This window comes from Prosthecobacter sp. Pr1, assembly GCF_057652315.1.
Map to the genome: position 1 here is coordinate 299,447 of NZ_JBYFBS010000005.1, position 12,519 is coordinate 311,965.

A 12,519-nucleotide genomic window follows, 5' to 3' on the forward strand; every position below is an offset into this window, starting at 1 on the left:
TGGTGGGCTTGGGGGTTTCTCAGCGCTTGGCGGCTCCCTGCTCGTGCTGCTTCAGCGCCGCCATCACCTGCGGCAGGTCAAAGCGGCACACCCGCCCGATCTTGATCATGGGGATGATCCGGTCCCGCGCCCAGTTCCCCAGGCAGCGCCGGGAGACATTGAGCCTCTGCGCCATCTGCTCCGGCGTGAGCCACCCGCCCTCCGAGGCGGCGGCGGAGCCGGAGAATGAGGGCGCGGCAGAAGCGTCAGAGGCGGGCGCAGACGCATCGCAAGAGGCCGCGCAGGCAACAACACCAGCAACGGGCAGCGACGCGTCAGAGGCAGCGCCAAACGCAAGCAGGGAGCCCTGGGAGAAGGCTGCAGAGACTGCGGATGGAGGCGTGGAAGAGGAGGAGTCGATGCCCTTGCCGGGGTGGCCGGAGGAGGCGTTGCTGGTGGAGCCGATGCCAGGCGCAGGCACAGGCGCGGTGGAGGAGGTGGAAGAGAAGCTTTGGGATTCAGGCAGATTCATAGCAGTAAGTGGTAATAAGTGGTATTTGATTGGCATGGTTCGGCCTGGGGATGCGCAGAGACGCAGGATGCGTGGCAGAGGCATGGGCTCAGGCCCTCGGAAACAACCGGCACCGCCCGCACCGGCCCGGCATCCGCCAGAGTGCATGCACCCCATGGAACACCCGGCCCGGCTGCTGCGCCGGCCTGCATGGTGCGAGATTCAGAGTTCTTCACTGCCTCCCCCGCTGTCCCCCTCCCGGCCCGCCGCGTTCTTCACACCAGCCACCCGAAGGATGAGAACAGACTTGGGTCCGTTTTTTCAAAGTCAAACCGAATCTGCAACTTTATGTTACATCATACCACGTTAGAGAGCATGAGGGGAGGCGTGGCGCTCATGCGCGTCCGTCGTAGGATGGGTGTGGCGACAGCCCGCCCGTCCGTGAGCGAGCGAAGACGCCGCATATCTCGGTGCCGCCCAGAGTCGGGCGGTTTGGCGAAGGGGTCTACATGGCACAAGGAACCTCGGCGCGCCAAACACACCCAACCTACGTCCCGGAAGGCGCGCTCGTCGCAGGATGGGTGTGGCGTAAGCCCGCCCGTCTGCCAGCGTGCGATGACGCCGCATAGCTCGGTGCCCGTTGACAAACTCACGGCTCCTCATGATTCTCATTCCATGGACACCACCCAGGTCGACAGCAAAAGACAGGCGATAACGGCGCTCGTTCAGCAGTGTTCAGTCGGCTGCCAGATTATCTACCGAGATAAACGAGGGGCCGCATGGCTGTGCCTGGTGACAAAGATTCGTTGTGATGACGAGGGATTTTTCTTTGATCTCCAGCCCACGCGTCGAGTTGATACCGCATGGTGGAGGAACGAAAAAATACTCGATCCTTTTTCCGCCGGCTCTTCCTGGTCGTTTGGTGGCACAGACAATGATCACACCTTGAAATGCCGCAAATATGCCGTCGTCCAAACAACGTGGGTCGATTGGTGCATGACCTTGGATCAAAACAAGGTGGCCGAAATCATCGCCATGGCAGAGGCCCCCAAGATGCCAGTCGGCGATTTGCTCAGCATCTTGCGGGTTGTAGAAATCGAGTAGCAGCCAAACTGCTGCCAATGGGCGCTGACGAATTGCAGGTGGGTATCCGGCAAGAGATGCACCCGAAAAGAGGCGGAAAACAACAGGCCTCTTGCGCACAAACCGGTGTTTTTGTTAGCTTGGTGCAACATGTCAGCAAAACCGTTCACCATCCACCTGTTTGGCGTCATTACGCGCTCATGAGTTCTCACGCTTTATTCGTCGAGGCAGTTCGCGCGGCAGACAGCTTGCCTGCGTCGCTCCGTGCGCACGCTGACGAGGTGACGGGTTTGGAGGAGACGCGCTTCGACGAGTCATACATCGAGTTCCTCGACGAGCAGATTCGTTTGAGTCCACGCGGCCGTGAGTGGACTGAGACACTCAACAGGCGTCGCGCTGCATTGCTTCCGTTCTGTGGCATCACTCTCTTGTTTGGCCTTGTGCGGGTTGGCGTTGCTGGTTTCGTCGTTCGAGTGCACCCACAGACCAGAGCCGTCATTCATTGGGAGGAGTTTGAGCATGACCATGCCGCCTGACCCCGCGCTGCAGCGAACGCCTCCGGCTGTCACGCTGACTGCTCCACCGCCTTTGCCCACGCAGCCATCGCGCCGACCTCCGCTATCGCTGAGATTGGGGTCGTTAGCCGCCATCACGCGCATCCTATTTTAAATGAAAGCCGAAACACCGAAAGAATTGCGACGGCGCTGGTTCACCCTTCACATGATCAAGTCACCGGCTGGAGTGTTTGAGGTGACGGTTGACGGAATTCCGGGACTGAAATGTTCCGCGTCGTCATCGGATGAAGCGCTTTCGATGGCAGCTCAAGCGCTGCAACGGCTGGAGAGCGAGGGAGCCGCAGTTCCCGATCGCGGTATCTATCTGTGGGAGGAATACGTCTTGGGCGGATTGCACCCCATGGGGAAAATGCCATTTTCGGAATTGCCAATGTTCCAGCGCTTCTTGCGGAAAAACTCTCCCTCCATGTGGGACAAGAGGTCCGCCACCACGGCCCGCCCTCCTTCGAGTGTAGCCAGAGAAGATACAGAAATCCCTGGAGAAGAAATCGTGTGGCATCATGTCTGGGCGTTGTCGGACGAACTCACTCCGAGTGAGCGGCAGGAGCGCCTGGCATGGTCAGGTTATCCAGATCTCCATTTCTAACATGATCCCGTGGCGATAGTCAGATGTCACAATGTCCAACTCCAAACCCTCAACTCCAACACAAACCAGGCCTACGCACATGAGCGCACCTTGTGACATCAACAGAGCATTGAGAGTTTATCTCGGCGACGAGCACGGCGGGTATCAACCAATCGGAGACAAGGAGGAACGCTTGCGGCGTGCATTTCCGAATGACTATGAATCCGTCCGCAAAATGCTTGGCCCATATCTCGACGCAGACGTTGTCGTCGATTGGAGTTCCACATCGCTCGCTGCTGCCGCCGACCTATTCGCGCAGGCCATTCGCTCAAAACATCCGGAGCTTGATTCCATCTCAGCCAAAGGTTTGGCAAGCCGCTTCACATATTCATGGAGATAAAGCCTGCCCCTGAGCTGCAGCGAACCCGGCGGGGCATCGTGGTCGCAAAAACGCCCCCTCACTCCGCCGCCTTCGCGCCCTCACGGCCGCTCTGCCGGCGGAACATGCCGAGGGCTTCGAAGGGAACGGAGACGCCTTCGCGGAGGACGAGGCTGCTGAGTTTGGCGGCATTTTTGAGGACGCTTTTGGCGGCACCGATCAGGCCCAGCGGGGCGACTTGGATGTCGTCAAACGGGCCCTTCACCTGCATCTCCATGAACACGACGCTGATGGGCGAGATGACCACCCCCATGAAGCCGCGTATGTTGGCGCGGCCATGGCCATCCACGGTGCGCTTGTTCAGATCCACGGTGCCACGGGCGGTGACGACGATGGACTTCCCGATCACCTTCATGGGCTCCACCATGGCGACGCCGTTTTTCATGATGAAGGTGGTGCGCACCTCCCCGGTGTCACGGGCGCTCTCGCGGTTGAGGATTTTGGGGAAGAGCTGATAGGCCTGATCCAGCAGGGGCACGTGGACGATGGGCGCATGGATGAGATCCAGCGTGCCGCTGCCGGTGGAGTTGCTGGGGTCATCGCCAATGACGCCGCGATAGGTGAGCGTCATCTGCGCATCCTCCAGCTTGGTGCTGAGCTTGCCGACCCAGGGCGTGAGGGTGTCCAGGTGCAGGCTCTGTAGAGAGACGTTGGCATCGCTGAGTTTTTTGCCATCATAAGTGGCGGAGAGCGCGAAGCTGCCGCCGAGCATGCGGCCTTTCAAACCCTTGAAATGCCACGCGCGGTGGTCGTAGGAGACCCCGCCCTGGAGGCGCTCAATGACGAGCGGATGCTCGCGCACGGTGACCACGAGGTCGGCGGCTTTGCGAATGCGCATGGAGCCGAGCGTCCACTCCGGGGGATGGGCCCCGGAATTGAAAACGAAGTCCTCCGCGATGATGTCTGGAAAGGTGGTGACCTTGACGTCCTTCGGCAGCCCGGCCGCGAGCACGGGGATGTTGAGCGCGAGCTCCAGCAGATTCGCGTCACCACTGAGATGGGAGATGGTCAGCGTGTCGAACTTGCCCGCGCGCTGGCCTTTGAAGGTGTCCTTGCGCCCGGCGGTGTCGATGAGCGTGCCGGAGAGCAGCAGCGGCTGATCCTGCCAGCCTGCGAGGGTGGCGTCCACGGCGGCGGTGCCTTTCTCGAAGGCGATCTTGGAGGTGAGCTTCAAGTCTGACTGGGAGATCTGGGCCTCCACCTCCACCTGTTTCATGGGCACGCCGTGCAGCTCCAGCTTGGCGCCGCTGCCGTGCAGGCTGGCGGTCCACTGCGCAGCGTCGGGCCGGAGATCCACCGTGAAACCGCCGGTGATGGCGAAGGTGCCGCCGCCGGGTTTGAAATCCAGCATGTCCATCACGGAGCGCACGGGTTTGAGGCTCATCTTGAAGGCCTCCTCGTTCTGAGCGGTGGCGGGGGTGCTGCGTGTGGCGGTGATGATCTGGCCGGTCACGGCGATGGAGACGGGCCCATTCACGGTGTCGAGCCGGGCGATCTCGATCTTGTCGTCCTGCACGGAGAGGTCGGTGGTGAAGTGCTCAAAGCTCACCGCCCCGGCGGTATCATGCAGGGTGAGGGTGCCGTCCGTGGTGTGCCAGCGCGTGACGGCGGTGCGCGATTTCCACACTTCCCGCCAGAGGATGTCCACCTGCAGGGCGCTGATTTCGATCAAAGGCTCATTGTCCGGCAGGCCGCGCAGCGCCGCGTTGTTCAGCGTGACCCCGCCGAAGAGAGACCATGACTCGCTGCTGCTGGTGAGGCTCAGTCCTTGCTCGGTCAAACGCCGCCGCAGGGTGGACTGGGCGGTGCTGACCAGCCAGTGGTAAGCGCCGAACAAGACGACAACAAACACCGCCGTGGCGATGAGCGCCAGGCGGAGCCTGCGGTGGGGTGAATGGACTTTGGCGTGAGACATCGGGTGGGTGGCGGGCGGCCCTGAGAGGAGTTGCGGCCCGGGCTGGGGCGGGAGTTCAGTGCAGGGTATCTCGTCACTGGTATCGCTGCGGGTGGCGGGGGTGGTTCTGCCATTCGCAGGGGCGGCCCGGCCGTGAGTTTTGCACGGCGGCGGACTGGGAGATTTCCAAGGCTCATTTCGAATGGAGCAGCCTTTTTTCATCCATGACCCTGATGCGGCATGGGAGGCTTTGGAGTGCGGCTGCGAAGCGAGGGATGAGCCTGGCTGCCGCTTTTCGAGAGGCGCGTGGTGGGCGTGAGCTGACCTGCAGGTGAACGTCCCACGTGGTCCCGCCTTCGGAGAACTGCTGGCGTGCGGGGACCACACGGCACGGCGAAAGCGGCAGCTGCGTTCGTGCCTCACTGCGCAACCGCACTCCAAATGGGGGCTGCGTTATTCGTGGGCCAGGGCTGCTTCACCTGCGCGTGTGGATTCGCGCACAGCCGTTTACCGCAGCACCGCCGTTAGCTAGGCATGTATCCCACTGTGCTTCGTTTGCCGCCTTTGCTTGCCCTCACCTTCAGCCTGAGCCTGCTGTGCGGGCCATCCCTGCCCGCTGCGGCGGCTGACAAGAAAACGGTGAAGGCCAAAGCTGCGGACAAACCCGCTGCTACCGCTGCGCCAAGCGAAAAGGCCACGCCCGCCATGCCCGCGGATCATGAGGCGGCGACGCGGCTGCAGGTGTTTCTTGATCGCGCGAACTTCGGGCCAGGGAAGATCGATGGGCGTTTCGGCGGCTTTTCCGAGAAGGCGCTGGGCTTGTATCGTGAGGCGCACGGCCTCCCTTCCCTGCCTGCCGCATCCGCTCCTGCCAAGGTGGAAGGCCAGCCAGAAAAGACCGCCCCGCTGCCGGATCTCGCTGACATGGACCTGGCCAGCGTGAAGGCCGTCTTCATCGACTACGTGGTGACGGAGGCCGACGTCAAAGCCACGGGCGAACTGCCGAAGGAAGTGCCGGAAATGGCCAAGCTGAAATGGCTGCCGTATGCCAGTGTGGCGGAGGCGGTGGCGGAGAAATTTCACGTGGACATCGATTACCTCAAGGAGCTGAACCCCGGCAAGCTGGACGCATTGAAAGCCGATGACACGCTGAGGGTGCCGAATGTGCAACCTTTTGAAATCAGCGGCGTGAAGACGCTGCCGCTGCTGGATCTGCTGGCGGAGAAGGATGCAGCCAACGAGAAGGAAAAGGGCAAGCAGAAGCCCAAGGCCGAGTCTGGCAAGAAGAGCAGCGAAGCGAAGGGCAAAGTCGCCGACAAGGGCAAGGCCAAGGACGCGAAACCCGCCAAAGAGGAATCAACCACGGCCAAGTCCGGCCCGCTGACGGCTGACCAGATCTCCATCAAGGTGGACACGAAGGACAACATGCTGCGCTTGTTTGAAAACGGCCAACTCGTGGCTGCTTATCCGGTGACCATCGGCTCCGCGCAGACGGTGTCCCCGCTGGGTGAATGGAAGGTGAAGGGCATCGCCCGCCTGCCGGATTTCCGCTATGACCTCTCCTTCCTGAAGACCGGCGAGCGTGGCGACGAAACGTATCTGCTCGCTCCCGGCCCGAACGATCCCGTCGGCGTGATCTGGGTGGCTCTAAACAAGCCCGGCATCGGCCTGCACGGCACGAGCGATCCCGACTCCATCGGCCGCAGCGCCAGCCACGGCTGCGTGCGCCTGGCGAACTGGGACATCGCCCGCCTGGCCACGCGTGTGAGAGCGGGCGTGGTGGTGTCGATTCATTGAGGGCGGGGCTTTTAATTTGGGCCGATCGCAAGCTTTGACGCTGGGCTTTAAGAACCCTGGGAGTGGCGGAGCGTTGAGGGATCAAGACGATCCCTCTCCTGCTGGAGGCTTTGGGGGAGATGGATCGTCCCGATCCCTCAGCGCAGGACTCCGCAGACAGCCGTTTCCAAAACCGATTTCACCAAACGTGCTGGCCCAAGTTCAGGGAATCATACTCTCAGAACCCATCGCACTCCCTTGGACTTCAAGAAAGTGGAGGCGAGGGGAGTTGAACCCCTGTCCGAATAGTCGTTGCCCGTAGCGTCTCCATGCTCAGTCTCATCTTTGGTCTCGGTGGGAGGCGGCTTGAGACAGCCTACTCTTCACCCAGCGTCCTGTTTGATCTCGTTTGTGACCCGGTCGCCCGGCCAACAAACCAGCCTGGTAGTGGCATCGTTCAGGCTACCAGACATTGCCTGAAGGATGTCGCAGGGCTTAAGCTGCGAGTGCTAGCTCGTTAGAGTTTGCATTTGTGTTTTTGATCCGGTGTTTAACGAGGCCAACGAATCATCCTCGGCATGCAGCTCCGAACTAAGGCTACCCGTCGAAACCAGTACGCCCCCGTTTTGGAGAGGACTTAGGATACGCCATGCCGGGGCGGGGTCAAGGGGCATCGGTGGGTGGCGTGGAATGCTGGAGGCGGCCGCGAGCTCCCCAGCGCTGTTCCGTAGTACCGGGTTCGCTTCGCGGCTGCGCAGTAGCCGGAATCTGGATTCTGGGTAGCGCGGCCAGAACCGCCTGAAGGCGGGACTACAATACGTGTCTGGCACGGTGCGTATGTTCTGGGTGTGGCGGGGTGGCGGGATCGAGGACGAGTAGGAGAACGAGAACGAGGACGATGAGGAATAGGCGAACGCTGACAATGCGGCTACGATCAACCCAAGGCTGTTCCGTAGTACCGGCTTTAGCCGGAATCTGGACTCTGGGTAGCGCGACCAGAACCGCCTGAAGGCGGGACTACAATACGTGTCTGGCACGGTGCGTATGTTCTGGGTGTGGCGGGGTGGCAGGATCGAGGACGAGTAGGAGAACGAGAACGAGGACGATGCCGCTTCGATGGTGCGTTTCCGCCCCCTTGACCGCTTTTGGCCTCTTGATGCCACCCACCTCTCCTCATTCCCGCGCTCGACATTCCGCATTCACCATTCATTTTCCACGCCCCCCATGCCCGCCCTGAAGCTCCACGACACCCTGACCCGCACTGATCGCGAAACCACGCCGCTGGATGGCAAGACGCTGCGCTTCTACTGCTGCGGCCCCACGGTCTATGGCCCGGCGCACATCGGCAACTTCCGCACCTTCGTGGCGCAGGATGTCATGCGCCGTGTGGTGGAGGCATCCGGCACGCCCACGCTGCACGTGCGCAACATCACGGATGTGGACGACAAAACGATCCGCGATTCGCAGAAGGCGGGGCAGACGCTCACCGCCTTCACCCAGGGCTGGACGAAGAAGTTTCATGCCGACTGCGCCGCGCTGAATCTCCTGCCGCCGCACATCGAGCCCTCCGCTGTGGCCCACATCTCCCAGCAGGTGGCGATGATTGAAAAACTCATCGCCGGTGGTCATGCCTACGCGGCGGCGGACGGCAGCGTGTATTTCCGCGTTTCCTCCTACAAAGACTACGGCAGGCTCAGCCACCTGGAAGACCGCGAGTTGCGCCTGGGTGCCAGCGAGGCCGCCAGCGCGACGGACAGCGACGAGTACACGAAAGATTCCCTCACCGACTTCGCTCTGTGGAAGGCGCGCAAGCCGGAGGACGGCGAGAACTTCTGGCCCAGCCCCTGGGGTGAAGGCCGTCCCGGCTGGCATCTGGAGTGCAGCGCGATGATTCTGGAGTACCTCGGCGAGGACTTCGATCTGCACAGCGGCGGCGTGGACCTCATCTTCCCGCATCATGAAAACGAGATCGCGCAGAGCTGCTGCAGCACGCACGGGCACTTTGCCCACCACTGGATGCACGTGGCCCACCTTATGGTGGATGGCGGCAAGATGAGCAAGAGCATCGGCAATCTCTACACACTGGAAGACCTGGCACAGCGCGGCTACAGCGCCGTGGAGGTGCGCTACGTGCTGATCTCCGGCCACTACCGCGCGCCGCTGAACTTCACCATGCACAGTCTGGATTCCGCACGTCAGGCGCTGCAAAAGCTGGCGAAAGCCGACAAGGCGCTGGCCGCCCTCTCCCCTGCCCTGCCCGAGGCGAAATCAGCAGGCCCGTTTGCCGAAGCCTGGGAGGTGCTGCTCAATGACCTCAACGTCCCCGGTGCCATCGGCTCCATCTTTGGCGTGCTGAACAAGCTCAAGCCCGCCACGCTTTCCGCCGAAGAAGCCGCCGCCGCGCGCAACGGCCTGCACTTCATGCTCGGCGCGCTGGGCCTCACGCTGCCTGCCATCGCGGACGAAGCCGCCGCCGATGTGCCAGCCGATATCCAAGCCCTCGCGCAGCAGCGCTGGGATGCCAAGCAGGCGAAGGATTGGGCCGCTGCGGACAATTTGAGAAAGCAGCTCGAAGCCGCCGGCTGGCTGATCAAGGACAGCAAGGAAGGGTTTACCGTGGTGGCGAAGTGAGTCGGTGGTGAGCGTTCGCAGCAGAATATGGAGTGTGGCTGCGCAGCGAGGAACGAGTGAAGCTGCCGCTTTCGAGCGTCTCATGGTGAGCGTGAGGTGAGCAGCCTGCGCATTCCGAGGAGAATGTGCTTTCGTGGGTCTTGTGGCTTTTGTCTGCCGTCCGGCCTGCGAAAGCGGTAGCTTCGTTCGTTCCTCACTCCGCGACCGCACTCCATATCCTGCTGCGCCCCCCGCTCGTTTTGTTTTGCTTTTTTCCGCAGGGCCGGAGAAAAAGCTGCGTTTAACTGCACTCCCATTCCACCCATCCTCCCGACCATGAAACGCATCGCCGCCCTCCTCTTCGTCCTCGCCACTCTTCCACTGCATGCTGAAGACTGGCAGCCGGAGGCGGGCTTCACCTCGCTCTTCAATGGCAAGGACCTCACCGGCTGGTGCTTCCGCGAGAAGACGAAGAAGGATGATCCAAATCCGGGCGCGATCACCGCGAAGCACGATGGCAAGACCGAAGCCGCTGATGCGGGGCGCTACATCGTGAAGGACGGCGTCATCGCCGTGACCTTCCCCACGGAGATGGACAAGCTCACCGGCCAGCTTTACACCGTGGCCGAGTTCCCGAAGAACTTCACCCTCAAGCTGGAATTCCGCGCCAGCGTGAATGCGGACAGCGGCGTCTTCATCCGCAAGCCTCAGCTGCAATGCCGCGACTACCTCGTGGCGGGTCCGTATAAGGAGCTGAAGGCGTACAAGCCGCAGGAGTGGAACCAGATCGTGGTCGAGGTGAAGGACGGCGTGGCCCACTGCACCTGCAACGGCGAGGTGCTGGAAGACGCCCTCAAACTCCCCGCCACCGGCCCCATCGGCCTGGAAGGCGACCGCGGCGTGATGGAGTACCGGCATATTCAGATCAAGGAAGTGCCGTAAGGTGCGCTGGAAGGATGGGGGCGAAGGAAGGGCGGCAGATTTATGATCAATGCCCCCGCCTCAGTGCTAGATAGGCTCTTCTGCGGTGGTATATTATTATCCCCCCTTCAGACAAAAAAGCCTGCCCCATGAAACACCTTCACCGCCGCCAATTCCTGCGCGATCTCGGCATCTCTGCCGGTGCCCTGCCCTTCCTCGCCGGGCTGCCCAGCATCACGGGCGCCCCTGCCCCGCAGCGGAAGCAGCGGCTGATCATCATGTTCTCGCCGAACGGCACGCTGCCGAACGAGTTCTGGCCGGATCAGGAAGGCGCGGATTTCAGTTTCAAGTCCATCCTCAAGCCGCTGGAGCCGTTCAAAAAGCAGATGCTGGTGCTGCACGGCATCGCCAACAAAGTGAAGGGCGATGGCGACAGCCACATGCGCGGCATGAGCTGCCTGCTCACCTGCGATGAACTGCTCAAGGGCAACATCATGGGCGGCGGCGGCAATCCCGCTGGCTGGGCCAGCAACATCTCCATCGATCAGGAGTTGAAAAACTTCCTGCAGAGCCGCGCGGAAACGAAGACGCGCTTTGGCTCCCTGGAGTTTGGCGTGGCAGTGCCGGAGCGCGCGGACCCGTGGACGCGCATGAGCTATGCCGGTGGCAACCAGCCTGTGGCCCCCATTGATGACCCGCATCAGATCCTCAAGAAGGTCTATGGCCGCATGAAGGACAAGGACAGCCTTGTCAGCATTTTGGACGATGTGCGCGAGGATTTGAAAAAAGTGTCCTCCAAGCTCAGCGCCCGCGACAAGGCGCTGCTGGACCAGCACATGACACTGGTGCGCAGCATGGAGCAGGATCTGGCCGATGCCGACAAACAGGGCAAGCTGATCCACCCCGTGCCGCAGGTGGACCCAAGCATCGAACTGGTGAACGACAACACGCCGCAGATCAGCCGCATTCAGATCGACCTGCTGGTGAACTCTTTGGCCAATGACATGGCGCGCATCGGCACGCTGCAGTACATGCGCTCCGTGGGCATGGCGCAGATGCGCTGGCTCGGCATCCAGGAGGGCCACCACTCCCTCTCGCACGATCCGGACGACAAGAAGGACAGCTACGAGAAGCTCATCAAGATCAACACTTGGTTCGCCGGTGAGTTTGCCTACCTGGCCAAGCGCCTGAGCGAGACCCCCGAAGCCACCGGCGGCGGCAGCATGCTGGACAACACCCTGCTCGTCTGGACCAATGAACTCGGCAAGGGCAACAGCCACACGCTCGACAACATCCCCTACATCATGATCGGCGGCGGCTGCGGATTCAAAATGGGCCGCAGCCTGAAGTTCGACAAAGCCGCGCACAACCGCCTCTGGATGTCCGTGGCGCAGGCCATGGGCCACGACCTGCAGACCTTCGGCAAGAAGGAGCTCTGCGAAGGCGGGGCGCTGAATCTGTCTTAAACAGCCTGTCAATAAACTCCGAAACCATTCCGCCGCCGCCCGCCTGAAGCGCGGAGGCCTCGAACCGGCGCTTGCAAAGCACGCCAAACTCGCCAAGGAAACACGCTCTTATGCCAGCCACACCAGTTATCAATCTCCGCAAAGGACACGCCGTCCGTTACAACAACGACGTTTGCGTCGTCACCGACACCGAACTCAAGACGCCACCGCGCATGGCCTCGTTCGTGCAGATGTCCGTCCGCAGCATCACCATCGGCAAGATGTACAACCTGCGCATGACTTCCAATGAGTCGCTCGAGTCCGTGAACCTCGTTAAAGACAACCACGAATTCAGCTACAAGGACGGCGACGGCTACCACTTCATCCACCCTGAAACGTTTGAAGACGTGCTCATCGGTGAAGACAAGCTGGACGCCAAGACCCGCGGCTACCTCATCGAAGGCCAGAAGTACCTCGTCGTCTTCGCGGATGACGTCGTCGCCGGCATCGAACTCCCTGCGAACATCATCATGACCGTCACCGACAGCCCTGCCGGTGTGAAGGGCGACTCCGCCAACAACGTGTACAAGGAAGCCACCACGGAATCCGGCATGCGCGTGCAGGTCCCCCTCTTCATCGGCCCTGGCGACAAGATCAGCGTCAAGACGGAAGACGGCACCTACCTCGGCCGCGCGAACTGAGTTGAACTGAGTTCATTGAA

At 61.5% G+C, this 12,519-nt stretch carries 11 protein-coding genes and 1 other RNA gene; 9 read left to right on the forward strand and 3 right to left on the reverse strand.

Translation table 11 applies throughout. The features are described from left to right. Nucleotides 1–19 precede the first annotated feature (19 nt). On the reverse strand, nucleotides 20–511 hold the full coding sequence (locus AC24GY_RS10930; RefSeq protein ID WP_487682764.1) for a helix-turn-helix domain-containing protein: 492 nt from the start codon (nucleotides 509–511) through the stop codon (nucleotides 20–22). A gap of 654 nt (nucleotides 512–1,165) precedes the next feature. Here AC24GY_RS10930 and AC24GY_RS10935 point away from each other — a divergent pair. The 4 genes from AC24GY_RS10935 (at nucleotide 1,166) to AC24GY_RS10950 (ending at nucleotide 3,113) form a co-directional block, all read left to right on the forward strand. Next, on the forward strand, nucleotides 1,166–1,594 hold the full coding sequence (locus AC24GY_RS10935) for a hypothetical protein (RefSeq protein ID WP_487682765.1): 429 nt from the start codon (nucleotides 1,166–1,168) through the stop codon (nucleotides 1,592–1,594). Nucleotides 1,595–1,611: 17 nt separating this feature from the next. Next, complete coding sequence (locus AC24GY_RS10940; protein WP_487682767.1) at nucleotides 1,612–2,109, forward strand: hypothetical protein; 498 nt, start codon at nucleotides 1,612–1,614, stop codon at nucleotides 2,107–2,109. A gap of 133 nt (nucleotides 2,110–2,242) precedes the next feature. Further along, nucleotides 2,243–2,734: a hypothetical protein gene (locus AC24GY_RS10945; protein ID WP_487682769.1), complete on the forward strand. Its 492-nt coding sequence runs from the start codon at nucleotides 2,243–2,245 to the stop codon at nucleotides 2,732–2,734. A 79-nt stretch (nucleotides 2,735–2,813) separates the two neighbouring features. Continuing rightward, nucleotides 2,814–3,113, forward strand: coding sequence for a hypothetical protein (locus tag AC24GY_RS10950; RefSeq protein ID WP_487682771.1), 300 nt, complete (start codon nucleotides 2,814–2,816; stop codon nucleotides 3,111–3,113). 58 nt (nucleotides 3,114–3,171) lie between these two features. Here the strand turns inward: AC24GY_RS10950 and AC24GY_RS10955 are convergent, their stop codons facing one another. Then, entirely contained in the window at nucleotides 3,172–5,067 is a 1,896-nt protein-coding gene (locus tag AC24GY_RS10955; RefSeq protein ID WP_487682773.1) for a hypothetical protein, read from the reverse strand. Between the two features lie 513 nt (nucleotides 5,068–5,580). Between AC24GY_RS10955 and AC24GY_RS10960 the strand changes: the two genes are divergently transcribed. After that, a complete protein-coding gene (locus tag AC24GY_RS10960; RefSeq protein WP_487682775.1) occupies nucleotides 5,581–6,843 on the forward strand; it encodes a L,D-transpeptidase family protein in 1,263 nt (420 codons plus the stop codon). A 250-nt stretch (nucleotides 6,844–7,093) separates the two neighbouring features. On the opposite strand, the gene ssrA is transcribed toward AC24GY_RS10960, so the two are convergent. Next, nucleotides 7,094–7,445: a transfer-messenger RNA gene (gene ssrA, locus AC24GY_RS10965) on the reverse strand. A gap of 601 nt (nucleotides 7,446–8,046) precedes the next feature. Here ssrA and cysS point away from each other — a divergent pair. The 4 genes from cysS to AC24GY_RS10985 all read left to right on the forward strand — a co-directional run bounded on the left by cysS (nucleotide 8,047) and on the right by AC24GY_RS10985 (nucleotide 12,499). Beyond that, complete coding sequence (gene cysS, locus AC24GY_RS10970; protein ID WP_487682777.1) at nucleotides 8,047–9,453, forward strand: cysteine--tRNA ligase; 1,407 nt, start codon at nucleotides 8,047–8,049, stop codon at nucleotides 9,451–9,453. 315 nt (nucleotides 9,454–9,768) lie between these two features. Then, nucleotides 9,769–10,374, forward strand: coding sequence for a 3-keto-disaccharide hydrolase (locus AC24GY_RS10975; RefSeq protein WP_487682779.1), 606 nt, complete (start codon nucleotides 9,769–9,771; stop codon nucleotides 10,372–10,374). Nucleotides 10,375–10,502: 128 nt separating this feature from the next. Then, a complete protein-coding gene (locus AC24GY_RS10980) occupies nucleotides 10,503–11,819 on the forward strand; it encodes a DUF1552 domain-containing protein (RefSeq protein ID WP_487682781.1) in 1,317 nt (438 codons plus the stop codon). A gap of 110 nt (nucleotides 11,820–11,929) precedes the next feature. Continuing rightward, nucleotides 11,930–12,499, forward strand: coding sequence for an elongation factor P (locus AC24GY_RS10985; RefSeq protein WP_184338114.1), 570 nt, complete (start codon nucleotides 11,930–11,932; stop codon nucleotides 12,497–12,499). The last annotated feature ends 20 nt before the right edge of the window (nucleotides 12,500–12,519 follow it).

Coding starts and splice junctions, on each gene's coding strand:
- AC24GY_RS10935 (WP_487682765.1), top strand. CDS start 1,166: ATGGACACCACCCAGGTCGACAGCAAAAGACAGGCGATAACGGCGCTC.
- AC24GY_RS10945 (WP_487682769.1), top strand. CDS start 2,243: ATGAAAGCCGAAACACCGAAAGAATTGCGACGGCGCTGGTTCACCCTT.
- AC24GY_RS10980 (WP_487682781.1), top strand. CDS start 10,503: ATGAAACACCTTCACCGCCGCCAATTCCTGCGCGATCTCGGCATCTCT.
- AC24GY_RS10960 (WP_487682775.1), top strand. CDS start 5,581: ATGTATCCCACTGTGCTTCGTTTGCCGCCTTTGCTTGCCCTCACCTTC.
- AC24GY_RS10950 (WP_487682771.1), top strand. CDS start 2,814: ATGAGCGCACCTTGTGACATCAACAGAGCATTGAGAGTTTATCTCGGC.
- AC24GY_RS10940 (WP_487682767.1), top strand. CDS start 1,612: ATGGGCGCTGACGAATTGCAGGTGGGTATCCGGCAAGAGATGCACCCG.
- cysS (WP_487682777.1), top strand. CDS start 8,047: ATGCCCGCCCTGAAGCTCCACGACACCCTGACCCGCACTGATCGCGAA.
- AC24GY_RS10930 (WP_487682764.1), bottom strand. CDS start 511: ATGAATCTGCCTGAATCCCAAAGCTTCTCTTCCACCTCCTCCACCGCG.
- AC24GY_RS10975 (WP_487682779.1), top strand. CDS start 9,769: ATGAAACGCATCGCCGCCCTCCTCTTCGTCCTCGCCACTCTTCCACTG.
- AC24GY_RS10955 (WP_487682773.1), bottom strand. CDS start 5,067: ATGTCTCACGCCAAAGTCCATTCACCCCACCGCAGGCTCCGCCTGGCG.
- AC24GY_RS10985 (WP_184338114.1), top strand. CDS start 11,930: ATGCCAGCCACACCAGTTATCAATCTCCGCAAAGGACACGCCGTCCGT.